Annotated in this window: 20 protein-coding genes and 1 pseudogene; 9 read left to right on the forward strand and 12 right to left on the reverse strand. The window is 65.8% G+C overall.

Features of this window, described 5'->3' with window-relative positions; all coding sequences use genetic code 11:
- Positions 1–140 precede the first annotated feature (140 nt).
- Positions 141–560: a hypothetical protein gene (locus NFW30_RS12200; protein ID WP_295351743.1), complete on the forward strand. Its 420-nt coding sequence runs from the start codon at positions 141–143 to the stop codon at positions 558–560.
- A complete protein-coding gene (locus tag NFW30_RS12205; protein WP_295351741.1) occupies positions 557–1,144 on the forward strand; it encodes an RloB family protein in 588 nt (195 codons plus the stop codon). Before NFW30_RS12200 ends, NFW30_RS12205 begins: the two co-directional genes overlap by 4 nt.
- A gap of 107 nt (positions 1,145–1,251) precedes the next feature.
- Here NFW30_RS12205 and NFW30_RS12210 read toward each other — a convergent pair whose 3' ends face one another.
- The 11 genes and pseudogenes from NFW30_RS12210 to NFW30_RS12260 form a co-directional block, all read right to left on the reverse strand.
- Positions 1,252–2,112 (reverse strand): acyl-CoA dehydrogenase, encoded by an 861-nt coding sequence (locus tag NFW30_RS12210; RefSeq protein WP_295351738.1) that lies wholly within the window; start codon positions 2,110–2,112, stop codon positions 1,252–1,254.
- On the reverse strand, positions 2,113–2,238 hold the full coding sequence (locus NFW30_RS12215; protein ID WP_295351735.1) for a hypothetical protein: 126 nt from the start codon (positions 2,236–2,238) through the stop codon (positions 2,113–2,115). It abuts the gene before it with no gap.
- Between the two features lie 229 nt (positions 2,239–2,467).
- Entirely contained in the window at positions 2,468–2,914 is a 447-nt protein-coding gene (locus NFW30_RS12220; RefSeq protein WP_295351732.1) for a MaoC family dehydratase, read from the reverse strand.
- Between the two features lie 230 nt (positions 2,915–3,144).
- Entirely contained in the window at positions 3,145–4,122 is a 978-nt protein-coding gene (locus NFW30_RS12225; protein WP_295351729.1) for an NADPH:quinone oxidoreductase family protein, read from the reverse strand.
- A 164-nt stretch (positions 4,123–4,286) separates the two neighbouring features.
- Entirely contained in the window at positions 4,287–4,727 is a 441-nt protein-coding gene (locus NFW30_RS12230) for a CBS domain-containing protein (protein ID WP_363322104.1), read from the reverse strand.
- Positions 4,728–4,808: 81 nt separating this feature from the next.
- Positions 4,809–6,041, reverse strand: a pseudogene (gene ccrA / locus NFW30_RS12235) (crotonyl-CoA carboxylase/reductase); the annotation flags it as partial.
- A gap of 12 nt (positions 6,042–6,053) precedes the next feature.
- Positions 6,054–7,070, reverse strand: a complete 1,017-nt coding sequence (locus tag NFW30_RS12240) for a methylmalonyl Co-A mutase-associated GTPase MeaB (RefSeq protein ID WP_295351726.1) — start codon at positions 7,068–7,070, stop codon at positions 6,054–6,056.
- Positions 7,071–7,077: 7 nt separating this feature from the next.
- Complete coding sequence (locus NFW30_RS12245; RefSeq protein ID WP_295351724.1) at positions 7,078–9,096, reverse strand: protein meaA; 2,019 nt, start codon at positions 9,094–9,096, stop codon at positions 7,078–7,080.
- Positions 9,097–9,098: 2 nt separating this feature from the next.
- Positions 9,099–10,286 carry a MaoC family dehydratase gene (locus tag NFW30_RS12250; protein WP_295351721.1) on the reverse strand — a complete coding sequence of 396 codons (1,188 nt, stop codon included), beginning with the start codon at positions 10,284–10,286 and terminating at the stop codon, positions 9,099–9,101.
- Positions 10,287–10,329: 43 nt separating this feature from the next.
- A complete protein-coding gene (locus tag NFW30_RS12255; protein WP_295351719.1) occupies positions 10,330–12,006 on the reverse strand; it encodes an acyl-CoA dehydrogenase family protein in 1,677 nt (558 codons plus the stop codon).
- A gap of 39 nt (positions 12,007–12,045) precedes the next feature.
- Positions 12,046–13,488, reverse strand: coding sequence for a phosphoenolpyruvate kinase (locus tag NFW30_RS12260; protein WP_295351716.1), 1,443 nt, complete (start codon positions 13,486–13,488; stop codon positions 12,046–12,048).
- A 1,169-nt stretch (positions 13,489–14,657) separates the two neighbouring features.
- Here NFW30_RS12260 and NFW30_RS12265 point away from each other — a divergent pair.
- The 5 genes from NFW30_RS12265 (at position 14,658) to NFW30_RS12285 (ending at position 20,543) form a co-directional block, all read left to right on the forward strand.
- Positions 14,658–15,845, forward strand: coding sequence for a CoA transferase (locus tag NFW30_RS12265; protein ID WP_295351832.1), 1,188 nt, complete (start codon positions 14,658–14,660; stop codon positions 15,843–15,845).
- A 24-nt stretch (positions 15,846–15,869) separates the two neighbouring features.
- Positions 15,870–17,099, forward strand: coding sequence for a CoA transferase (locus NFW30_RS12270; RefSeq protein ID WP_295372173.1), 1,230 nt, complete (start codon positions 15,870–15,872; stop codon positions 17,097–17,099).
- A 21-nt stretch (positions 17,100–17,120) separates the two neighbouring features.
- On the forward strand, positions 17,121–18,341 hold the full coding sequence (locus NFW30_RS12275) for a 2-methylfumaryl-CoA isomerase (protein ID WP_295351712.1): 1,221 nt from the start codon (positions 17,121–17,123) through the stop codon (positions 18,339–18,341).
- 66 nt (positions 18,342–18,407) lie between these two features.
- Positions 18,408–19,451, forward strand: coding sequence for a CoA ester lyase (locus tag NFW30_RS12280; protein WP_295351710.1), 1,044 nt, complete (start codon positions 18,408–18,410; stop codon positions 19,449–19,451).
- 33 nt (positions 19,452–19,484) lie between these two features.
- Positions 19,485–20,543, forward strand: coding sequence for a MaoC family dehydratase (locus NFW30_RS12285; RefSeq protein WP_295351707.1), 1,059 nt, complete (start codon positions 19,485–19,487; stop codon positions 20,541–20,543).
- Between the two features lie 98 nt (positions 20,544–20,641).
- On the opposite strand, the gene NFW30_RS12290 is transcribed toward NFW30_RS12285, so the two are convergent.
- Entirely contained in the window at positions 20,642–21,646 is a 1,005-nt protein-coding gene (locus NFW30_RS12290) for a DUF3616 domain-containing protein (protein WP_295351706.1), read from the reverse strand.
- A gap of 232 nt (positions 21,647–21,878) precedes the next feature.
- Here NFW30_RS12290 and NFW30_RS12295 point away from each other — a divergent pair, with 232 nt between their 5' ends.
- Together NFW30_RS12295 and porA are read left to right on the forward strand one after the other, a co-directional pair.
- Entirely contained in the window at positions 21,879–22,475 is a 597-nt protein-coding gene (locus tag NFW30_RS12295) for a 2-oxoacid:acceptor oxidoreductase family protein (protein ID WP_295351703.1), read from the forward strand.
- The gene (porA, locus tag NFW30_RS12300; RefSeq protein WP_295351701.1) at positions 22,468–23,721 is read left to right on the forward strand and encodes a pyruvate ferredoxin oxidoreductase; all 1,254 of its coding nucleotides are present in this window, start codon (positions 22,468–22,470) and stop codon (positions 23,719–23,721) included. The genes NFW30_RS12295 and porA overlap by 8 nt, the downstream gene beginning before the upstream one ends.
- Positions 23,722–23,725: the final 4 nt, after the last annotated feature.

Genomic DNA, 23,725 nt, shown 5'->3' on the forward strand with positions numbered 1-23,725 from the left:
AGATGGCGAGGTACGGACGGAGGCAAGCCCGACTTCTCCCTCGACGCCTGGGCAGGGCCTGGGGTCGGGGATGATGACCGGCAGTTGCCCGCTTCGTCGCCAAGGGTACAGCGCCGAATCAGCTCTTTCTACACGAAGCCATGGACCGCAACCTCGGCCTGCTGGCACCGGTTTTCCCCTGGTTCCGCGACCAGTTGATCATTTTGGAACCTGGCGCCCCGTATGTCTCGCTCGAACTGGAAGGATCGAATAGGCGCGACTTGCGTGACCATACGATCGATCTGCTCAGCCGTTCTGGCACGGGCGTCACAGGTGTCGAACTGCGCGAACAGCCACTCGCAAGCAGCCGCATGGGTGCCGAGATGACCGAGGAACTGAGCACGCTGCGCGCCGACAGAGACATTCGAAAAGCCTATCTGGAAGGTCGCTTTTCTGGCATCCCGCACCTAGCACCGCTACGAGCGCGTGGCCGCCGCGCATCAATAGCCGCGGTCGACGGCGAGACGCAGCCTCCCAGTGATCCGGTCGCTGTGTCAGCAAAGACCAGAGGTGGCACTTGATCTCCCGGCGCAGCGCTTTCAGAAGGACCAAGCGCCTGTTCGTCATTGCTGCCGAGGGCGATGCGACGGAGCCGTTGTACTTCGCCGCCTTTCAACCTGGACGTCACGGGACCTTTCGGTTGAAAGTCCTTGACAACCCAAGGCACAAGACCAGCCCGCTTGAGGTCGGCGAGCGCCTCACGGAAAACGAACGCCGGTACCAGCCCGGTCCAGACACCGAGTATTGGGTGGTCGTCGATCGCGACACTTGGAGTGAGGACGAACTCGTCGCCGCTTGGGCGCTGATCGGCAGGCAAAGAAGCCGCTACCACCTAGCACTGAGCAATCCGTGTTTCGAACTCTGGCTGTGGTTGCCTCTCTTGCCGAACCGCCCATTTGCTGACTGTCAAGACTGTTGTCGCTCTTTGGCCCGCGAATGGCCTGGATTCCGCACCAAGAGCCATTTCGACGTAGCTGCGCTCGTAACCAACGGCAACATCGCGGATGCCTGCAAGCGTGCGCGTGAGCTCGATACCGATCCGAGAACACCTTGGCCACGCGATCAGACGACACGCATACATCATCTCGTCGAAAGCCTCCGCTGACGGCGGAGATCTGCGGCAGCAACCCTGCTCACGAAAGCCTCGACCACTGGCCGGCTGCAGTCCGCCGTCGACACCCATGGCCATGGCGTCGCCGCCGCTGGCTTCGACTACCCGGCCGCCTCGGCGAGCACAGCCCTGGCGCTCATCGCCAACGTGCCGTCGGGCCCCTGCGCCGCGAGCGCATAGCCGCCATCCTCCTGGGTGCACACCAGCCGGAAGGGCGCCAGGTCGAAGAGCGGCGCCAGGCCGCGAAAACTGTATTCCTGCACCGGGCGTGTCACCTGATGTCGCAGCAGGTCCAGCAGCAGCACGGCGGTCAGCGGACCGTGCACGACGAGGCCAGGGTAGCCCTCCTCGTCGATCGCGTACGGACGATCGTAATGGATCCGGTGGGCGTTGAAGGTCAGCGCCGAGAAGCGGAAGAGCAGCCTCGGATCGGGCGTGACGATACGTGCGCAGGCTGCCGCCGGCAGCGGCGGCCAGTCGACGACCGTCGGCGCAGGCAGCGCCGGACCCGGTTCGCGGTAGACGATGTCCTGCTCTTCGTCGATGCACAGGCGATCGCCCTGATGGTAGCCGTGGTGCAGCGAAACGAAGGCCAGTGAGCCGGAGCGTCCGCTCTTCAAGCGTACATCGAGAATGGTGGTGACGCGTCGCGCCGACTGGCCGAGCAGCAACGGCGCGTGAAAGCGCAACCGCGCGCCGGCGAACATCCGTCGCGGGAAAGGAATCGGCGGCATGAAGCCGCCGCGCTGCGGATGCCCGTCGACACCGAGGTGCGCCTGCGGCACCTGAGGCAGGAAGTAGAACCAGTGCCAGAGCGGCGGCAGCGCACTGCCGCAGGTAAAGCTCTCAGAGCCATCGCCGAGCGTCGCCGCGGCCGCCAGCACTGCCGCCAGCCCGAGATCGTCGTCAGTGCTATGCTGACGACCGATCCAGGCACTGAAGTCGCTGCCGGGGTTGCTCATCTACTTGCACCCCGCCATTCGCTTGCCGAGCGAGGTGGGCATCAGGACCGCAGCGGCGATCTTCTCCGTTGCCGCACTGATGTCGATCGACAGCGCTTCGACATCCTGATGGTTCTGGGGATTCATGGCAGTCCTTCCTGCTGATCATCGGCACGGTTCCCGCCGCAGCAGGACGAAGGACGCCCGCTGCTGCCGGCACAGGCCGATTGTCTCGCGCTTTGTCGCTGCCGTGTACCTGTTTCGTCGCGAATCGATCTTCTGTCTGCCTGTCGACGCAGAGCGGCCGCCGCTTCCGGCTTCGCGCGAGACGAAACCGGAAGGCGGCCGCCGGCACGCGCTCGATCGCTGCAACCGACTACTTGCCGGCCTCGCGCTTCTTGCGGGAGGTCGCCATCAAGGTGGCTTCGCCGTCGATGACCACCTTGTCGCCGACGGTGCACACGGTATCGAGCACCACCCGGCACTTGTCTTCGATCACTTCCTTGACGGTGACCCTGGCGCGCACCGTGTCGCCGGGACGAACCGGGGCGCGGAAGCGCAGCGACTGATTCATGTAGATCGTTCCGGGGCCGGGCAGGCGATTTCCCAACACCGCCGAGATCAGGCTGGCCGACAGCATGCCGTGCGCGATGCGGCCGCCAAACATCGTCGTGCGACCGAACTCCTCGTCCATATGAACCGCATTGACGTCCGTCGATACCCCCGCGAAGAGCACGAGATCGGCATCGGTGATGGTCTTGGCAGTTTCCGCGCTCATTCCGACCGACAGGTCTTCAATGTCGTAACCGTTTTGTGGATTCATGACAGTCCTTTCTGCTGAACATCGGCGCGGATTTGGCCGCGCCTGGGAAAAAGGCGCTCGCGACTGCCAGCGCCCGTCTGATCATCCCGCGGGTCCTGCCGTGCGCCTGGTCTCTCGCCAGGACGACGATCACAACCGCGGGAAGCAAAGCATTGTCGCGGCGGACCGCTCCTCGGTGAGCCGGCAGCACGCAGCACGGTCGGAAGGCCGATCGGCGCTGCCGGCCATGGCTAGTTCATCACAATCACGACTTTACCCGTCGACTTGCGGCTGAGCACCTGATTCAGGGCCTCGACCGCCCGTGCAAGTGGATAGGTCGCGGAAACATGGGGCCTGATTGCGCCGTCGACCACCCACTGCATCAGCTTGCGGAAGCTCTCGCCCATCAGCTGCGGGTGCATCTCGGCGTAGGCGGGCCAATTGACGCCGATCACGTCCACGTTCTTGACGAGCAGGTGATTGGCGGGGATCTGCGGGACGCCACCGCCCGCGAACCCAATTACCAGGATCCGGCCTTCAAAGGCCATGCTGCGCAAGGAGGCGGTGAACAAGTTGCCGCCAACCGGATCATAGACCACGTCGGCACCGCGACCGCCGGTCAGCTCCCTGATCCGCAGGCGGACATCGTCCACCCCACTGTCGATCAGGTGGTCAGCGCCGTGTTCGCGCGCCACCTGCAGCTTCGCCTGCCCGTTGGCGGTGGCAATGACCCTCGCCTGCAACAGCTTGCCGATGGCGACGGCAGTCAGACCAACACCGCCCGCCGCGCCATGCACGACCAGCGTTTCCCCGGCACGCAGGCGCGCCCGATGCCACAGGGCGACATGCGAGGTGCCGAAGACCACCGGAAACGCGGCAGCGTCCTCCCACGACATCGCTGCCGGCATCACCACGCAGCGGTTCACATCGGCCACCAGTTGCTCGGCGTAACCGCCGTACGGTGTGAGGGCGATCACCCGGTCGCCGACGGCGAGACTCTGCACGCCGGCGCCACTTTCGACAACCTCGCCGGCCACTTCAAAACCCGGGCTGAACGGCGGCTGCGGCTGCTTCTGGTACTGGCCGCGGGTGACCAGGCTGTCGGCAAAATTGACACCACAGGCGCGAACGCGAATCCGCACCTGCCCAGGACCGGGACGAGGCTCGGGAACATCGTCGAGGCGCAACGCGTCGGGTCCGGTGAGCGCATGGCAAACGATGGCTTTCATGGCTGGGGTTCAGGTGGTCCGGAAAACAGGCCGCCCTTCCCTGCTGCGAGGGCAAGGAAGGGTGCCGGCAGGATCAGGGCGACGTCGCCGTGACTCGTGCTCATTCCCCTCCCCGGCGCAGGGAGGGGAAGACACGACATCCGATCAACGCGAACAAGCGCAACTCATTCGCCGATGATCTTGCGCACGACATCGGTCATCGAGATGACCCCAACCGGTTGATCCTTCTCGGTGACCACCAGGCGATGCATCCGCCGTGCAGTCAACAGGCTGACCGCGTCGCTCAACAGCATGTCGGCGTCGCAGGTCGCGCAGCCGGGCGTCATCACCTCGCGTGCCAGCATCGACCGCGCCTGCTCTGGCGTCCTCCCCTGCCGCGCCAGCACCATGTCGGTTTGCGACACGACCCCCACCGCGTTGCCTTCGGCATCCATCACCACGACCGCGTGAATTTCCTTCTCGACCATCAGCCTGGCGACCACACCAACGGTGTCGTCCGGAGTGCAGGAGATGATGCCGCGATGCATCAGGTCGCGGACACGGGTGCCGTCGTCGGCGATGGTGATCGGCTCGCCTTCGGCGATGCTCGGCAGCGGAACCGACATCGGGTACGGTGCCGGCGTCGTATGGACGTCGCCCTTCGGCAGCGTCGGGTGAACGATGGTCACCGGCGCCTTGCCGCTGACGCCGAGACCAAACTGCGTGGCGCTGATGAGAACGGACATGTTGCCGTGCGGGTGCCTGTTGTCGTGCATCAATTGATGGGCAAGCGGCAGTTCCTCGTAGGCGAAGGCACGCGACATGCAGGGATCGAGCTGGCCACGCAGCGCCAGCTGATTCATCTCGTTGGACTGCACGGCATTGGCGAAATGCGATCCCTGCAGTCGCTTCTGCCGCATCCAGAGGTAGCGCAGATCGACCGTCGCATTGTAGCCGGTCGTGCCGGCGCAGACCACGACCATGCCGCCAGTCTCACAAACGAAAATCGAAGTCGGAATGGTCGTCTCGCCGGGATGCTCGAAAACGACGTTGGGTGCCCGCCGCTCACCCAGGATCTCCCAGATCTTCGAACCGAAGGCGCGCACTCCCTTGAGCCACTTGGCGTAGCCGGCGTTGTCCTTCCAGTGTGGCAGCATGCCCCAGTGGTCGAAGTCGTTGCGGTTGATGCAGCCCTTGGCACCGAGCTTCATGCAGTAGTCGTATTTGTCCTCGCCCGAGACGACGGCGACCGAAGTGGCGCCGACGGCCTTGGCAATCTGGATCGCCATCGAGCCGAGTCCTCCCGCCCCCCCCCAGATCAGCGCCACATCACCCTTCTTGATCGAACTGGCGCCCCAGCCGTGCAGCATCCGCCACGCGGTCGCCGCCACCAGCGTGTAGGCTGCCGACTCTTCCCAAGTCATGTGCTTGGGCTTCGGCATGCACTGATGACCCTGCACCCGGGTGAACTGGGCAAAGCTGCCATAGTTGGTCTCATAGCCCCAGATACGGAAGCTCGGCGAGTACATCGGGTCGCCGCCGTTCCTTACCCACTCGCAGTTGCGGCTCCACTGACCGCAGTGCATGACCACCTCGTCACCGACCTTGACATTGGTGACGTCCTTGCCGACCCGGTACACGATGCCCGAAGCATCGCTGCCACCGATGTGGAAATCCTCGGGTTCACCCGCCTTGTTGCGGGCGGCAATCACGTTGACCGGAATTCCGAGCGCGGCCCAGACATTGTTGTAGTTGATGCCGGCCGCCATCACAAGGACCAGCACCTCGTCGTCGGCAATCGCCGGCGTGTTGACCACTTCCTGCTGAAATGCCTCGGTCGGCTTGCCAAAGCGCTCCGGGCGGATCAGCCAGGCGTGCATCTTCTCCGGGACTTCGCCCAACGGAGGCAGTTCGCCAAGTGCATACAGTTGCTTGCTCATCAGATGCTCCTCTTATGGTGAAAGGGTCGGTTGGTTGACCGACAGCAAACGGGAAAGAATATGCTCTCGCATACGCTCGTACTCCTCGAACTGACTCGATCGACACGCGCCCAGCCGCTCCTCGATGGTGGTACGGCCGCCGAGCAGCCCCAGGCCGAAAGTGCCGAACTCCTCCTTCAGCAGCCGCAAGACCCAGCCACTCTGGTGCTGGCTGCGCTGCCGCTCGAGGAGGCCGGCCGCGACGAGGAAGCGTCGGTGTCGATCGAAGTGCGCGTGAAACTCCTTGATACCTGTCTGCATCGTCGCGCTCAGCAGGCAGACCGGGTAATCCCAGCCCTCACGGCGATCCTGCCGCGGGGCACTGCGACCGATCTCGCTCGCCGTCTTGCGGGCTGCGGCGCCGAGGTCGGCCTTGTTGACGGCGAAGATGTCGGGGATTTCGATGATCCCGGACTTGAGATACTGGATCGTGTCACCGGACGCTGGCTGCGCCACATAGCAGACGGTGTCGCCGATCTCGGCGATGTCGATCTCCGTCTGGCCGACGCCGACGGTCTCGATGACGACGACGTCGAAACAGGCCAGCAGCAGCCAGCTCATCGGCCACACCTCGCTGGCGACGCCGCCCAGCTGGTTGCGATTGGCAAGCGAGCGGATGAAGAGCCCCTCGTCCTGCCCGACGCTCTTGATCCGGATGCGGTCGCCGAGCAGCGCGCCACCACCCAGTTCGGGCCGACTCGACGGATCGACCGCCAGAACACCGACCGTCCTGCCGGCGAGCCGCCATTCGCGGATCATCGCCGACACCAGCGACGACTTGCCGGCACCCGGCGGTCCGGTGACGCCAATCAGGTGCCCCGCGCTCAGCGAACGCTCTCCGGACAGGCATGCGAGCAGCCGCACCGCGTGGCTGCGCGCCGCCGGCAGGCGGTTGTCCAGCAGGTTCAGGCCACTGGCAACGGCCGCCCGCTCACCGCCCTGGATCCGGGCCGCGAGCCGTTCGGGATCGGGAAGGACCAGGTTCGTCATCGACCTCTCAGGAGAGTCCACCCAGCCGCTCGAGACCGTTGGTTTCCCGCACGACGTCGACGATGTCGCCCATGATCGCGTTCAGGTTGAAGTCCTTCGGCGTGTAGATCGCGCGCACCCCAAGCGCCAGCAACCGCTCGGCGTCCGCGGGCGGGATGATGCCGCCGGCAACCACCGGCAGGCCCGCCAGATCACGGGCGCGCAGTTCCTGCAGCACCGACCCGACCAGTTCCATGTGGCTTCCCGAGAGGATCGACAGCCCGACGACGTGCACCCCTTCCTCCTGCGCCGCCTGGGCGATCTGCTGCGGCGTCAGCCGGATGCCGTCGTAGACGACCTCGAAACCCACGTCGCGTGCCTTGACCGCCACCTGTTCGGCGCCGTTCGAATGGCCATCGAGCCCCGGTTTGCCAACCAACAGCTTCAGCGGGCGGCCCAGCGCGTTGCCGGTGCGGGCGACCCGCTCCCTGAGGTCGGTCACCTGATCCTTCCTGCCGAGCACCTCGCGACTGTCGATGGCGATGTCGACCCCCGTCGGCGGCCGGAACTCGCCGAAGACGGCGCGCAGCGAATCACCCCACTCGCCGGTGGTGACACCTGCCAGCGCGCAGCGGATCGAGTTCGGCATGATGTTGTCGCCGCTCTTCGCCGCGTCGGCCAGCCCCTGCAGGGCAGCGCGCACGTCGGCATCGCTGCGCTGCCGGCGATGCTCCTGCAGCCTTTCGATCTGCTGCCGCTCGGCTGCCGGGTCGGACTTCATGATGGCGCCATCGCTGCCGGCAGTCAGCGGTGACTCGGCTGTCTCGTGGAAACAGTTGACGCCGATGATCTTCAGCTCACCCGCCTCGATGGCGCGCAGGCGGCTCATGTGGCTACCGACCAGTTCGCGCTTGATGTAGCCCGACTCGATCGCGGCAATGATGCCGCCCTGCGCTTCGACGTTCTCGATCTCGCGCCGGGCTCCGGCGATCAGTTCGCCGACCTTGGCGGCAATCACCGGCGATCCGTCGAAGATGTCCTCATACTCGAGGAGATCGGTCTCGAAAGCCATCACCTGCTGTATCCGCAGCGCCCATTGCTGATCCCACGGACGCGGCAGACCCATCGCCTCGTTCCAAGCCGGCAGCTGGATCGCACGTGCGCGCGCCCGCTTGGAGAGCGCGACCGCCAGCATCTCGAGGACGATCCGCTGCACGTTGTTTTCCGGCTGCGCCTCGGTCAGGCCGAGCGAGTTCACCTGCACGCCATAGCGAAAGCGACGCAGCTTCGCATCCTGGACCTGATAGCGGGTCAGTGTCAGCTCGTCCCACATTTCGCCGAATGCCCGCAGCTTGCAGCATTCCTCGATGAAGCGGATGCCGGCATTGACGAAGAACGAGATGCGCTCGACGACCTGCGGAAACTCGTCCGGCGGGATTTCGCCTGAAGCCTTGACCCGGTCGAGAACCGCCATCGCCGTGCACAAGGCATAAGCGAGTTCCTGCACCGGCGTCGCTCCCGCCTCCTGCAGGTGGTAGCTGCAGACGTTGGTCGGGTTCCACTTCGGCACGTTCTTCACCGTGTAGTTGATCGTGTCGGCGATCAGCCGCATCGACGGGCCCGGCGGGTAGATGTAGGTGCCGCGTGACAGGTATTCCTTGATGATGTCGTTCTGGGTGGTGCCGCTGAGCGTCTTCGGATCGATTCCCCGCCGCTGCGCGAGACCGATGTACAGCGACAACAGCCACGCCGCGGTGGCGTTGATCGTCATCGAGGTGTTCATCTGGTCGAGCGGGATCTGGTCGAACAACTGATCCATGTCCGCGATGCTCGAGATCGGTACACCGACCTTGCCCACCTCGCCGCGCGCCAGTGGACTGTCGGCGTCGTAGCCGGTCTGCGTCGGCAGGTCGAAGGCGACCGACAGGCCGGTCTGCCCCTTGGCGAGATTCGTACGATAGAGCGCGTTGGACGCTCTGGCCGAGCTGTGACCACTGTAGGTCCGCATCAACCACGGCTGGTCCTTCTTCCTGCGCGGGGCAACCATGACTACCTCCTCTTCCTGATCAAGAGACGCCGCTCGATCTCAAAAATCTTCTCGTCGATCTTTTCCTTGCCGAGATCCTTCTTGTCGTTCTCCTTGATGAACAGATCGGCACCATGGCTCGCCAGCGCGACGGCGGCGCTGACGTTCTTGACACCGATGAGCTGGAAGCTGACGACCCCGAAGCGGCCGGCGAGATCGCCCGGAGCATCCTCGCACGCCAACACGCGCGACAGCGCGGCGACGGTGTCGCCGGCGATCGACGGCTGCGTGTGGTAGCCCTCGGTGAAACCGAGTTCCCAGACGCTGTTGTCGCTGACATCGCGGCTGGCAAGGCCCTCCAGCCAGGCAAAGACGAGGCCGCCGTAGACGATCGGATCGCCGCTCATCTTTCCCGACAGTCCCGAACTGAAGACGCGGTCGAAATGCAGCGGATGGGTGTTGCCGACCGCATAGGTCAGCGCCAGGTGCTCGTCGGTGATCGTCCGCCCGTTGGCATGAACGATGATCTCGCCGACCGTGAAATCCTCGAAGCCGGAACGCGGGCCGCTGAGCCCGGCCGGCAGGACGGCAGGGAAGCGGGGCAGGAAGACCTCGGCGTCGTCGACCCAGGGGAACGCCGGCATCCGCCCGTCCGCCGACGCCGGCAACGGTGTCGTCGGCGGACGGCCGCCCTGCCCGGCAACCATGATCTTGCGCTGGTACTGGAGAACGACCTCGTCGTTCTGGTTGATGCCCAGCGTGCGGATGGTGACGATCCCCGGCTTGCCGGCGCCGCGCTCCTTGCGGTCGATGACCTTGGTCAGCGAGCGGATCGTATCCTGCGCATACACCGGCCGCAGAAACTGCGCATCGTAGTAGCCGAGGTTTGCCATCGCCTTCTCCGAGTCGTTCTGCACGCCGAGCGAGAGAACGACGTTGAAGACCATCTGCGGCGACGCCGGCAGACCGGCGAAGCCGGTCGCACGGGCAAACTCCTCGTTCAGGTAGAGCGGATTGCACTGCATGTAGGTCCGCGCGAAGGCTTCCATCTGCGCCCGGAAGAAAGTGAAGCCACGCGGGTGGACGAAGACCTGTCCGGGCTCGAACTCCTCCAGATAACGGCCATAGTGCGGATGACGGACCTGGTCGACCGCCACCGCGAGCGTCGGCGCGAGTTCGACCTGCGGTCGGAAACGAATTGCCTGCGACATGGAAACCTCCTCTTGCAAGACGCGGTGGCGGCGCCGGCCCGTGTCAGACGGCGTCGATCAGTGAGCGGGCGATGACCTTGAGGGCCAGGGTTTCCTCGGCCCCCTCGAAGATCGACAGCACGCGCGCATCGAGGAAGTAGCGGCTGACCGCCGTCTCCTCGGCGTAGCCCATGCCGCCGTGAATCTGCATCGCCTCACGCGTCAGCCATTCGGCGGTGCGACAGGTGAACAGCTTGACCATGCTCGCTTCCATCTGCCCACCGCCCTGGTCCATCAGGCGACCGACGGCATAGGTGAACTGGCGCGAGACGGTCAGCAGCGTCGCCATGCGCGCCAGCTTGACACGCGTCAGCTGGAAGTCGCCGATCGGCTTGCCGAAAGCCTTGCGCTCCTGGGCATAGGAGACCGCCCTCTCGAAGGCGGCCTGCATGACGCCGATGGCACGCGCCGCGGTCTGGATGCGGCCGCCGGCAAAGCCGGCCATGGTGAAGTAGAAACCCTTGCCTTCGCCCTCCGGCCCGCCGACGAGGTTCTCGTCGGGGACGAAGACATGGTCGAAGAAGACCTCGTAGGAGTGCATCCCGCGATAGCCGATGGTGGCGATTGCACGGCCGCTGAGAACACCTCCGCCGGGCTGGCGGTACTCGAAGTCGTGTCCCTCGTACGAATCCTTCTCGACCAGGAACATGCTGAGGCCCTTGTGGCCGAGCGAACGGTCGGGGTTGGAACGGGCGAGGACGAGCAGCAGACCGGCCTTGCCGGCCATCGTGCACCAGGTCTTGACCCCATCGAGAATCCAGCCACCCTCGCACTTGCTGGCCTTGAGGCGCATGGCCGCGACATCGGAGCCGGTATCCGGCTCGGTGACGGCGATCGCGCACAGCGGATCGCCCATCGCCACCTTCGGCAACCATTTCCCGCGCTGCTCCTCGGTACCACCCTTGAGCAACGAACGGCTGAGGATTTCCGGCCGCGTGATCAGGCTGCCGGCGCCACCGAGCGAGCCGCGTGACAACTCTTCGGTGACCACGATCATCCCCATGTTGTCCTCGTGGTCGTCGCTCTGGATGCCACCATAGCGCTCGGGGATCGACAGGCCGAAACAACCCATCTCGGTCAGCGGCTCGAGAATCTCCTGCGGAATGATCCGGTCGTGACGGTGAATCTCCTCGGCCAGCGGCATCACCACGTTCGTCGCCAGCTTGCGGAACGAATCCTGCATCATCGTCGCGTCGTCGCTGAGCATGTAGGCGCCGCTGGCACCGTTCAGCGCGACGACATCGCGACCGAGCGCTTCGAGATGAGCGGCATCGAGCTGCACCTGGCAGAAACGGCTGAGGCCGGACGAGGCGAGCGCGGCAACGTCCGCCTCGCCGAGACCGAAACTCTGCGGCCTCGCCCACAAGCGGTTGTGGATGTTCTGCAGGGCTTCGGCGCAGAACGCCAGCGCCATCCGCTCCTCGAGGCAGACGCCCTCGGCCTGCTGGCCGGCAGCCACGACCCGCACCGCGTAATCGGCGGCAAAGCGCGCCGCGGTCGCCTCGGCGGCACACCAGGCGAGATCGAAGCTGGCCATCTGCTGCGCGTCGAGTTTCTCGCCCGATACGCCCTTGCTGCCCGTGCACTGCTGCTTCATCCAGAGCAGCGCTTTCCTGATCGCCGCATCGGCGGCATCGAGATACGGCAACGCCCCCTGTATCCCGCAGTTCACCTCAGTCATCACTCATCCCTTTCCAGTTGCGTGGTGCCGGCGCAGTGTCTATTTCCGCGTCCGGTCATTGACGATGCGGACGAACGAGCGCGAACGCAATTCGTCCAGCGTGATCCCGGTCGCCAGGACTTCCTGCTCGGTGATGGCACCGCAGGCCAGGCCGCGCAGGAAGAAGTTGAGCAACCCCTGGCCCGTTGCGGCATCGTCGAAGGTGTTGCCGACGAGCGTCGCCTGCGCCGCCTTGTTGAGGAAGGCGTTCAGCCGCGCCGAAGCATCCTGCAGGCCACTGAGGAAAAAGGTGTCGACCGCCGCGTAGCGCACCGGCAACTGCCCGGGATTGAGATCCCACCCCTGGTAGTAGGCGTGCCGTAGCGAGTGCATGATGTTGTCGTAGTGCAGCTTCCACGCACCATGCACGACGGCACGGTTCTCGTCCAGCTGCTGCGGTGAGAGGGCCGCCCCGGCGGCCGCCTTGTGCGGTCCGATCGGCATGCTGGTGGTCGCGCCATCGCTGATCGTGATGCCGGTGCCGGCGAGGCTGACCTGCAGCACGTGGCGGGCGAAATCGCACGAGGGGTGGGTGTGGCTCTGGTGCGCCGCCGTGATGTTGCACGACGCGGTGTAATCGTAGGTACCGAAGATCGCCGACCGACAGCGGCCGGCAGCGGCGGCGACCAGCAGCGGCACCGTATTCTCGCCGCGGTGGTTGATGATCGACTGCGTCGTTTCGATCATGATCTCCATGCGCAGCGAGTCTTTCGGAAAACCCAGCCGCGCCTCGAGCTTCGCCAGGATTCCGGCGCAGGCTGCGACCTGCTCGGGGGTGGTCACCTTGGGCAGGGTGACGATGAAGTTCTCCGGCAGCCGGCCGCCGGTCTTCCCGGCCAGGCGGGTGAGGAAGATGTCGAGCGTGCGGATCGAACGTACCTTGCACTCGTCGGAAAAGGTCTTGATACGGATGCCGATGAACGGCGAGAGAACGTTCTCGCTCATCCCCCTGGCGATCTCGTCGGCAGCGGCGACGGCGTGACCATCCTCCTCGTCGTCCGGCCGATTGCCGTAGCCATCCTCGAAGTCGACGCGGTTGTCCTCGATGGGCTCGGTCCGCAGCTTCTTGACCACCCGGTTATAGACGGTGAACGCCAGCCAGGCCGCCTGCTTGACCTCGCGCACCTGCTCCGGGTTGCTTTCCAGCGCGCGCGTCAGGCTATCGATTTCGACGGGGTTGCTGGGCAGGGTCTCCGCACCCGGCAAACCGAGAACGCGGGCGAAGACGTGATAGTTCGGCGCAAAGGTGTCGAGGGTCTTCAGCGCCACCTCGCCGAGTTTGCCGGCAAAGCCAGCCTTGAACAGGTTGGCGCCGCCGTAAACGGTGTGCACCGGCTGCCGCTCGGAGGAATCCGCGGGGTAATGCCCCTTGAAGGCTGCATTCGCCTCGTGCAGCTCGCCATAGCAGGCGTTCAGTTCGTCAGGGGTCAGCGTGAGCTTCATGTGTTGCCTCCGTAATCGTTGCTGAATTCAGGGGAATACGTCATTCGCGTGCCAGTCGCGCCAGCGATGCACGAACAGCCCCCCGCCCGCGCTCGGCCGGGCAAGTGGTGATCGGGAAAGGATGTCTGGCGTCGACCGGCAGGCAGAGGCGCTTGCAGGACCGCCGTCGCAGGCGGCCGATGAGTTGGTCATGGGGGCGGCGGGCACGCCGCTGCGACAGGGAGGCGAAAGCTCCGGCAGCGACCCGGATGCGTGCGGCGCGCTCGCTTGGCGGGCGCCGTGGCCACTGGGAAACCGGGCATGCGAATGGCCACCGACACGACCGCTGGCTGGCGCCGGACCACGCCAGCCGGGTCCGTTGCAGAAGTGGGGACGACAGGCGACGGCCCGGCAACCGCAGGCTGCTCCCTGGCTTCCCCTTCGCCGGTCCCGTTCCACCTTCGACTCGCAAATGTCGCTGTCCGGCAAACGAAACCCTCTGCGGGCCACCTGCAGCCCCGGATCCGCTCGCCCCCCGATTGCCCTTGCCGGCGCCTGAGGCGCCTGCGACCCACACCGCCGTACTTTCGCACAGAGGATGACTGCCGCCACTGCGGGTGCCACGGCCACGCCTCAACCCCACGATACAGGGCAGCCGGCCCATTCCCGCACGACCGAAACCACTATAGCCCATCGCCGACCACTTTTCCAGCCCGCGTTCGGATGTCGGGAAGCTGCCGGCGACGGCCGTTCGGTCACTTCGCCCAATGACCGTCCCGCCGGGCGCAAGACCGTCACCAGCAAACCGCAGACGCTGTCCGGTTGCCCGCCGCCCACTGCGACAAGGCAACGCAAGCTGTATCGGCCACTGCTTTTTGAAACTATACTTCGAGGCTTCGTTGACTCCGGGTGGCAAGTGCCTGGCGATCTGCACAACGCTCGCGCCCGGCGCGCGACGATGGCAGCGGCCCACCGGCGACCGCGAGGGGTGGCGGCGATGGCCGGCAGAGATGGCCGGATCGCCGGAGGAACAGCAGGGAGGATCGGCAATGACAGTGGAGCCAGACTCGACCAAACCTGCCAGACAGCACGCTGCGTTGACAGGTGACGCGAGGGACGAACTGGCCGCGACAGGCGGGCCGTCGTCCGAGGACGAGCGTGAACGCCCGCCGGACGGCGAGCAACTGCCGATGAGCGGCCTGCGTGTCATCGACGTCGGCACCTTCCTCGCCGGTCCCCATGCGGCATCGATCCTGGGCGAGTTCGGCGCCGAGGTTCTCAAGGTGGAACATCCGGTCGCCGGCGATCCGATGCGACGCTTCGGCACGGCGTCGAAACGTCACGACGCGACCCTGGCGTGGCTCAGCGAAGGCCGCAACCGCAAGTCGGTGACCCTCGACCTGCGGCAACGCGAAGGGGTCGAGCTGTTCCTGAAGCTCGTCGGCAAGTCCGATGTCCTGATCGAGAACTTCCGCCCCGGGACGATGGAGGAGTGGGGGCTCGGCTGGGAGGAACTGCGACAGGCCAATCGCGGCCTGGTGATGCTGCGTGTCTCGGGCTACGGGCAGAGCGGACCGTACCGCCGGCGCTCGGGTTTTGCCCATATCGCGCACGGCTTCGCCGGCCTGTCCTATCTCGCCGGCTTCCCGGGGGAAACACCGGTGGTCCCGGGCACCGCGCCGCTCGGCGACTACCTTTCGAGCCTCTATGGTGCAATCGGCATCCTGCTCGCTTTGCGCCATCGTGAAGTCAGTGGTGAGGGACAGATCATCGACATCGCCATCTACGAGGCGGTCTTCCGCCAGATGGACGAGATCGCCGCGGCCTACGGCCTCTTCGGCAAGGTCCGCGAGCGCGAAGGCGCCGGCAGCTTCGTCGCCGTGCCGCACGGACACTTTCGCACGGTCGACGACAAGTGGGTGGCGATCGCCTGCACGACCGACCGGATGTTCGAACGTTTCGCTGCCGTGATGGGCAAACCCGAACTCGCTGCCGCCGATCGCTACGGCAACCAGCGCCAGCGCCTGGCGGCACGTGACGAGGTCAACCGGCTGGTGATCGAATGGGTTGGCTCGCTGAACCGCGAGCAGGTGATGCAACGCTGCATCGACGGCGAGGTGCCGGTCGGCAAGCTGAACAGTATCGCCGACATCTTCGAGGACGAACACTTCCAGGCTCGCGGCAACCTCGCCCGGCTGTGCGAGGAAGGACTTGGCGAAGTCGTCATCCCTGGCGTCGTTCCCACCCTCTCCGAGACCCCGGGCCGAATCGCCAACCTCGGGCCGCCGCTGGGCAACGCCACCTACGAGATCCTGCGCGAGTTGCTCGGCATCCCGGCGCAGGAAATCAGGCGCCTGCGGCAGCGCCGGATCATCTGAAGCCATAGCACAGCAAGGACAGCCATGCCCAAGACAGAAGACGCGGAAGATCGATTGCCGCTCGCCGGCATCCGTGTCATCGACGCGGCGACGGTGATTGCCGCGCCCTACAGCGCCAGCATCCTGGGCGAGTTCGGGGCCGAGGTCCTGAAGGTCGAGAATCCGCAGGGCGGCGACCCGATGCGCCACTTCGGCACGCCGACGCGCCGCAAGGACACGCTCGCCTGGCTGAGCGAAGCGCGCAACAAGAAATCGGTGACCATCGACCTGCGCCTGCCCGAAGGTGGCGAACTGTTCAAGGCGCTGATCGAGAAGTCGGATGTGCTGTGCGAGAACTTCCGCCCTGGCACGCTCGAGAAATGGGGGCTCGGCTGGGAGGTGCTGCGGCAGATCAACCCGCGGCTGATCATGCTGCGCGTCACCGGTTACGGCCAGACCGGCCCCTACCGCGACCGGCCCGGTTTCGCCCGCGTCGCGCACGCCGTCGGCGGCATCGCCTTCCTCTCCGGGATGCCGCGCGGCACGCCGGTGACACCGGGATCGACGACGCTTGGCGACTATCTCACCGGCCTCTACGGCTGCCTCGGCATCCTGATGGCCCTGCGCCACCGTGACCGCACCGGCCAGGGACAGTACATCGACGCCGCACTCTACGAGTCGGTCTTTCGCTGCACCGACGAGTTGGCTCCGGCTTACGGCATGTTCGGCCGCGTGCGCGAGCGGCACGGGCCGACGCACAACGATTTCGCGTGTCCACACGGACACTTCCCAACCAAGGATGACGGCAAGTGGGTGGCGATCTCGTGCGTCACCGACAAACTCTTCGAACGGCTGGCGACGGCCATGGGCCGACCGGAGCTGGCGGCACCACACGTCTACGGCGACCAGAAGACACGGCTGGAAAACCGGCACGATGTGAACGAGATCGTCCGCGACTGGTGCGGCTCGCTGCATCGCGACGAGATCCTCGATCGCTGCTTCGCCGCCGGCGCACCGGCCGGGCCGCTGAACAGCATCGCGGACATCTTCGGCGATCGACAGTTCCATGCCCGGCGCAACCTGGTCGCGATGGACGAGCCGGACATCGGCGAGACGGTCATCGTGCCATCCGTGCTGCCGCGGCTGTCGCTGACGCCGGGACGCATCAAACACCTGGGACCGCGGCTGGGACAGCATACCGACGAGGTGCTGCACGAACTGCTCGGCCTCGACGCGGCCGGAATCGAAGAACTGCGCCGCAAGCGCGTCATCTGACACCACGGAGTCGAGCCTACGATGCAGGGAATTCTCAGCGGTTTGCGAGTCGTCGAGGGCTCGGCTTTCGTCGCCGCGCCACTCGGCGGGATGACGCTCGCGCAACTTGGTGCCGAGGTCATCCGCTTCGACCCGCCTGGTGGCGGCCTCGACCAGGGTCGCTGGCCGCTGACCCTCGATGGTCGGCACAGCCTGTTCTGGGCCGGTCTGAACAAGGGCAAGCGCTCGATCGTCGTCGATTTCCGCTTCCCGCGTGGACAGGAACTGCTGACGCAGCTGATCTGTGCTCCGGGCGAGCAGGCAGGGCTCTTCAGCACGAACTTCCCGGCCAGGGGCTGGCTGGCCTACGAGGCACTGCAGGCGCACCGCAAGGACCTGATCATGGTCCACCTCAGCGGGCGCCGTGACGGCAGTTCGGAAGTGGACTACACGCTGAACCCGCAGGTCGGCCTGCCGATGATGACCGGACCGCTCAGTTCGCCGGAGATGGTCAATCACGTCTTCCCAGCCTGGGATTTCATCAGCGGCCAGATGATCGCCGTCGGCCTGCTCGCCGCCGAGCGGCATCGGCGGCTGAGCGGCGAAGGACAACTCGTCCGTCTGGCCCTGAAGGACGTGGCGCTGGCGATGCTCGGCAATTTCGGCATGCTGGCCGAGGTGATGGTCAATGACAGCGACCGGCCACGGCAGGGCAACTATCTCTACGGCGCCTTCGGCCGCGACTTCGCGACGCTCGACGGCAAGCGGCTGATGATCGTCGGCCTGACGGCGATGCAATGGCACCGCCTGCTGAAGGCCACCGGTCTGCGCGAGGCGATCGCCGCCCTCGCTGCCCGCCTCGGCTTCGACCTCGAGAACGAGGGCAACCGCTATCGCGCGCGGCAGCAGATCGCCGCCCTGCTCGAACCGTGGTTTCACGCCCGCACGCTCGCCGAGGTGGCACAGACACTCGATGCGCATGGCGTCACCTGGGGTCCGTACCGCAGCGTGCGTGAAGCGATCGCGCTCGACCCCGACTGTTCGACCGACAATCCGATGTTCTCGCTCGTCGAACAACCGGGCATCGGCTCCTACCTGATGCCGGCAACGCCGCTCGATTTCAGCCGGGTGCCGCGCCTGCCGCCGATGCCGGCACCGCGACTCGGGGAACACACCGACGAGATCCTGCTCGACGTCCTCGGCTTGAACGAGGCCGAGGTCGGCCGCCTGCACGATGCGCGCATCGTCGCCGGGCCGGCCTGACATCGCGGCCGCCGGCCGCATCCTGCCGCCGCATCCACACGCCTTCTTGCCACCAGGGGAAACGCCATGAAACTGCCCGTCCATTTCTACAAACCGCTTGCCATCGGTGCGCCGCAACCCCTGCGTGAACTGCCCGTACGGCCGGAAAGGATGATCCACTTCTTTCCGCCGCACATCGAGAAGATTCGCGCCAAGGCGCCGGAGACCGCCCGCCAGTGCGACGTCCTGTGCGGCAACCTCGAGGACGCGATCCCGATCGACGCCAAGGAGGCGGCGCGTGCCGGTTTCATCGAACTGTTGAGCCAGCACGATTTCGGCGACACGGCCATGTGGGTGCGCGTCAATGCACTGAACAGCCCGTGGCTGCTCGACGACCTCGAACAGATCATCCGCCATGTCGGCAACCGGCTCGATGTCATCATGATCCCCAAGGTCGAGGGACCGTGGGACATCCATTTCGTTGATCAGTACGTCGCGCTGCTGGAAGCGAAGTACTCGGTGCGCAAGCCGATCCTGCTGCACGCGCTGCTCGAGACCGCGCAGGGGGTGAGCAACGTCGAGGCGATCTGCGGCGCCAGCCCGCGCATGCATGGCCTCAGCCTCGGTCCGGCCGACCTGGCCGCTTCCCGCGGCATGAAGACGACGCGGGTCGGTGGCGGCCATCCCGGCTACGGCGTCCTCGCCGACCCCGAAGCGGGTCACGATCAGCGCGCCTTCTTCCAGCAGGACCTCTGGCATTACACGGTCGCGCGCATGGTCGACGCCGCCGTCGCGCATGGTCTGCGCTCGTTCTACGGGCCGTTTGGCGATCTCAAGGACGAAGCCGCCTGCGAAGCGCAGTTCCGCAATGCCTTCCTGATGGGCTGCTCGGGAGCCTGGTCGCTGGCACCCAACCAGATCGCCATCGCCAAGCGCGTTTTCAGCCCCGAGATCAAGGAAGTCCTCTTCGCCAAGCGTATCCTCGAGGCGATGCCTGACGGCAGCGGCGTGGCGACCATCGACGGCAAGATGCAGGACGATGCCACCTGGAAGCAGGCGAAGGTCATCGTCGATCTGGCGCGACTGGTCGCCCGCCGCGACCCGGAACTCGCCGCCGCCTATGGCCTGTAGCACACCCCATCAACGGCAGAGGGAGGACATGCAGTGAGCGCGAAGAACAGACTCGGCAACTTCTTTGAGGACTTCCAGGTTGGCCAGAAAGTCGCGCACGCGCCGCCGCGGACGATCACCGAAGGCGACGTCGCCCTGTACACGGCGCTGACCGGCTCACGCTTCGCGACCACCTCGGCCGATACCTTCGCCCACAGCCTCGGTTTCCCGCGCGCGCCGGTCGACGACCTCCTCGCCTTCAACATGGTGTTCGGGCGCACGGTACAGGACATCTCGCTGAACGCCATCGCCAACCTGGGTTACGCCGCCGGCCGTTTCGGCCACCCGGTCTACCCGGGCGACACACTCAGCGCCGACTCGACGGTGATCGGACTGCGGGAAAACAGCGACGGCCGGTCGGGCATCGTCCATGTCAGGTCGTGCGGCGTCAACCAGCGCGGACAGATCGCCCTCGAGTACTGCCGCTGGGTGATGGTACGCAAACGCGATCCCCGCTCGCCTCCCCAACCGACCTGCGTTCCCGAACTCCCCGACGAGGTCGATGTCGGCGAGCTGGTCGTTCCGGCGGGAATCCGCCTCAACCAGTACGACACTTCGCTGTCCGGCAGCGACGAACTGTGGGAAGACTATGCCGCCGGCGAGCGCATCGATCACGTCGACGGCGTGACCATCGAGGAGAGCGAGCACATGCTCGCCACTCGCCTCTACCAGAACGCGTCGCGCGTCCATTTCAACCAGCAGAGCGAGCGCGGCGGACGTTTCGGGCGGCGCGTCGTCTACGGCGGCCACATCCTCAGCCTGGCGCGTGCGTTGTCGTTCAACGGGCTGGCCAACGCCTTCACCATCGCCGCCATCAATGGCGGCCGGCATGTCAGTCCGGCCTTCGCCGGCGACACCATCTATGCGTGGACCGAGGTCATCGAGCCGCTGACGCTGCCCGGGCGCAGCGATGTCGGCGCCCTGCGCCTGCGCACCGTGGCGACCAAGGACCTGCCGTGCAGCAACTTTCCGTACAAGACGGCCGACGGCTCCCACGAGGCGGGAGTCCTGCTCGATTTCGACTACACGGTGCTGATTCCCCGGCGCGCGTAGCGGTGCCGGTGGCGATTGCGGCGCTGCGCACGGCGCGCCGCGCACCGCCGCCTGCATCCCTCTTGCCGAAGGACCCCGATCGCCGGCTGCTGCCGCGCTCAGCGCTCTTCCTGTGGCAGCAGCGGCAACGTCAGGCTGCGGAAACCCTGCTGCTGCCGCGGCAGCTTCTTGCACTCCCTGCCGCCTGCGGACCTGACCCCGCCATCATCGCTGAGCAGCTGGACGAGCCGGCCACCGGGGACCGCGAACAGGGCCTCCGGCCGGAGATCCTGCAGATCGACGTCGATCAGCGCCTGCGGCGCATCGCCTGCGACACCGGACCAGCGGAACAGCCTGAAGCTACCGCTATCGGCCGGTGGACCGGCGACGATCAGGTACGACGAGCCCACCCGTTCGATGCTGCGAATGCCCCGCTCGGCAAGATCGAGCTCGATGGCCTGCGCCAGCTCTGCAGCCTGCTCGCCAGCCACCACCGCCGCCGGGTTGAGCAAGGGAACGAGCAACGCACGCCGCTGCGGCAACGGGTTGCGCAGCCCGATCAGCAAACGGCCGTCCGGCGTCGCCGCCAGGCCTTCGATGTTGAACCCACCTTCCGCCTCGGCCGCCAGCCGTGCCGCGTCCCGCAAACGGTACGCCCGCAACTCGGGGGCCTTTTCCATCGCCCGCAACAGACCTGCATGGGGCGTGCCGACGGTTCGCAGATACGGCGGCCGGCCGTCCGCGGCATCGACGATGTCGGTGGCAAAGAAGCGCCGGCGGCTCTCTTCCTTGCGGCCGGCGCTGCTCCGGCCATGCGAGCTGATCCAGTAGATCCTGTTGCCGACGCGTGCCGCCGCCTCGATATCCACTTCGTCGCCCGCGGACACGTCGAGGAAGCGCGACAGGTCGAGACCACGCCCCACCGCAGTCGCCTGTCCACGTCGATAGACCCGCAGGACGGCATCCTCGTCGTTGCCGACGACGAAATGCTCGGCATCGAGGGCGACTGCGGCCGATGCATCACAGGGTCCCCGATAGCTGAAACGCTCCGACTGGTCCGCCCGGATTCCCGGACCGACCGCTGTGAGCAGGACGATGAGGACGACTTTCAGCGCTGCCTTCATTTGCTGGCTCCCTGGTGACGGCGCGACGGCGAGCTCGCGTACCGGCGACATCATAGCTTGGCGGCCGGTGACGCGGGCAACTGGCAGAGCCTTCGGCCGCAGCCGGCGCCGATCCGCCCCACATCGTGAGGTGAACTTTCACCATACGCCGCGGTATCGTTGTTTTCATCGGAGTTGAACTCGGCTATGCTGCGCGGACGTCGAAAGAACGATGTAAAACAATGGAGGAAATATGTTCCAGGTCCGCATACACGGTCGCGGTGGCCAAGGCGTGGTGACGGCTGCCGAGATGTTGTCGATTGCTGCTTTTGAAGAAGGCCGCCACGCTCAGGCCTTCCCAAGTTTCGGTTCGGAACGCACCGGAGCCCCCGTCGTCGCCTTCTGCCGCATCGCCGACAAGGAGATCCGCCTGCGCGAGCCGATCATGGAACCGGACGCACTGATCATCCAGGATCCCACCCTGCTGTACCAGGTCGATGTCTTCAGCGGCCTGAAGAAGAATGGGTACATCCTGATCAATACCAGCCGCAGCTTCGACGAGCTCGGTCTCGGTGATTATGTCCGCGACTGGCCGCAGGATCGCCTGTGCACGGTACCGGCCACCGAACTCAGCCGCAAGCATGTCGGCCGGCCGATGCCGAATGTGCCGCTGCTGGCGGGTTTCGCCGCCGCCTCGGGAGTCATCCGCCTGGAATCGGTGATCCAGGCGATCAATGCCAAATTCTCCGACAAGGTGGCGAGCAACAACGTCGCTGCCGCCAGCGAGGCTTACCAGTTCGTCATCGATGAGGTCGCACACGCGCGGCACGGGGAGACTGCACATGCTTAAACAGACCGAGGGTTCACACGCCGTCGCCGAGGCGGTCGCACTCTGTCGGCCGGAGGTGATCTGCGCCTATCCGATCTCGCCGCAGACGCATATCGTCGAAGGCCTTGGCGAAATGGTCAAGGCGGGTGAGGTTGCCAACTGCGAGTTCATCAACGTCGAGTCCGAGTTCGCCGCCATGAGCGTCGCCATCGGCTCGTCGGCCACCGGCGCCCGGACGTACACGGCCACCGCCTCGCAGGGCTTGTTGTTCATGGTCGAGGCGGTATACAACGCTGCCGGCCTTGGTCTGCCGATCGTCATGACGGTCGCCAACCGCGCCATCGGTGCGCCGATCAACATCTGGAACGACCACTCCGACTCGCTCTCGCAGCGTGACTGCGGCTGGATCCAGCTGTTTGCCGAAACCAACCAGGAGGCGCTCGACCTGCACATCCAGGCCTTCAAGCTGGCCGAAGAGGTCAGCCTGCCGGTGATGGTGTGCATGGACGGCTTCATCCTGACGCACGCCTACGAGCGTGTCGACGTACCCACGCAGGAGCAGGTCGACGCCTTCCTGCCGCCGTACGAGCCGCGCCAGGTGCTCGATCCGAAGGAACCGGTGTCGATCGGCGCCATGGTCGGTCCGGAAGCCTTTTCCGAGGTCCGTTACCTGGCGCACGCGAAACAGATGCAGGCGCTCGAGCGCATCCCGCAACTGGCCGAGCAGTTCAAGGCGGTCTTCGGCCGCGATTCCGGCGGTCTGACCCACAGCTACCTCATCGACGATGCGGAGACCGTCGTCGTCGCCATGGGCTCGGTCCTCGGCACGATCAAGGACACCGTCGACGAGATGCGCCGGGAGGGCCAGCGGATCGGCGTCCTCGGCATCACCTCGTACCGTCCGTTCCCGCTCGACAGCGTCCGTGCGGCGCTGCAGAACGCGCAGCGCGTGGTGGTCCTCGAGAAGAGCCTGGCGGTCGGCATCGGCGGCATCCTGTCGACCGACGTGCGCATGGCGATGTCCGGCCTGCAGCTGCACGGCCACACCGTCGTCGCCGGACTGGGCGGCCGTGCCATCACCCGCAAGTCACTGCGCGGGCTCTTCGGCAAGGCGATCCGTGGCGAACTCGGCCACCTCACGTTCCTCGATCTCGACTGGAACGTCGTCAACAAGCAACTCGAACGCGAGCGCACCAAGCGCCGTTCGGGTCCGGCAGCCGAGAGCATGCTGCGCGACATCGGCGTCGTTGCCGCCCGCATCGGCTGAGGAG

It is taken from the genome of Accumulibacter sp. (genome assembly GCF_023806635.1).
GTDB lineage: Bacteria > Pseudomonadota > Gammaproteobacteria > Burkholderiales > Rhodocyclaceae > Accumulibacter.

Bases quoted from the DNA above. Each gene is read 5' to 3' on its own strand.
- NFW30_RS12295 (WP_295351703.1), top strand. From the start codon at position 21,879: ATGTTCCAGGTCCGCATACACGGTCGCGGTGGCCAAGGCGTGGTGACG.
- NFW30_RS12230 (WP_363322104.1), bottom strand. From the start codon at position 4,727: ATGTCGGTTCCGCTGCCGAGCATCGCCGAAGGCGAGCCGATCACCATC.
- porA (WP_295351701.1), top strand. From the start codon at position 22,468: ATGCTTAAACAGACCGAGGGTTCACACGCCGTCGCCGAGGCGGTCGCA.
- NFW30_RS12200 (WP_295351743.1), top strand. From the start codon at position 141: ATGGACCGCAACCTCGGCCTGCTGGCACCGGTTTTCCCCTGGTTCCGC.
- NFW30_RS12215 (WP_295351735.1), bottom strand. From the start codon at position 2,238: ATGAATCCCCAGAACCATCAGGATGTCGAAGCGCTGTCGATCGACATC.
- NFW30_RS12290 (WP_295351706.1), bottom strand. From the start codon at position 21,646: ATGAAGGCAGCGCTGAAAGTCGTCCTCATCGTCCTGCTCACAGCGGTC.
- NFW30_RS12270 (WP_295372173.1), top strand. From the start codon at position 15,870: ATGCCCAAGACAGAAGACGCGGAAGATCGATTGCCGCTCGCCGGCATC.
- NFW30_RS12250 (WP_295351721.1), bottom strand. From the start codon at position 10,286: ATGTCGCAGGCAATTCGTTTCCGACCGCAGGTCGAACTCGCGCCGACG.
- NFW30_RS12280 (WP_295351710.1), top strand. From the start codon at position 18,408: ATGAAACTGCCCGTCCATTTCTACAAACCGCTTGCCATCGGTGCGCCG.
- NFW30_RS12225 (WP_295351729.1), bottom strand. From the start codon at position 4,122: ATGAAAGCCATCGTTTGCCATGCGCTCACCGGACCCGACGCGTTGCGC.
- NFW30_RS12275 (WP_295351712.1), top strand. From the start codon at position 17,121: ATGCAGGGAATTCTCAGCGGTTTGCGAGTCGTCGAGGGCTCGGCTTTC.
- NFW30_RS12265 (WP_295351832.1), top strand. From the start codon at position 14,658: ATGAGCGGCCTGCGTGTCATCGACGTCGGCACCTTCCTCGCCGGTCCC.
- NFW30_RS12210 (WP_295351738.1), bottom strand. From the start codon at position 2,112: ATGAGCAACCCCGGCAGCGACTTCAGTGCCTGGATCGGTCGTCAGCAT.
- NFW30_RS12220 (WP_295351732.1), bottom strand. From the start codon at position 2,914: ATGAATCCACAAAACGGTTACGACATTGAAGACCTGTCGGTCGGAATG.
- NFW30_RS12255 (WP_295351719.1), bottom strand. From the start codon at position 12,006: ATGACTGAGGTGAACTGCGGGATACAGGGGGCGTTGCCGTATCTCGAT.
- NFW30_RS12245 (WP_295351724.1), bottom strand. From the start codon at position 9,096: ATGGTTGCCCCGCGCAGGAAGAAGGACCAGCCGTGGTTGATGCGGACC.
- NFW30_RS12260 (WP_295351716.1), bottom strand. From the start codon at position 13,488: ATGAAGCTCACGCTGACCCCTGACGAACTGAACGCCTGCTATGGCGAG.
- NFW30_RS12240 (WP_295351726.1), bottom strand. From the start codon at position 7,070: ATGACGAACCTGGTCCTTCCCGATCCCGAACGGCTCGCGGCCCGGATC.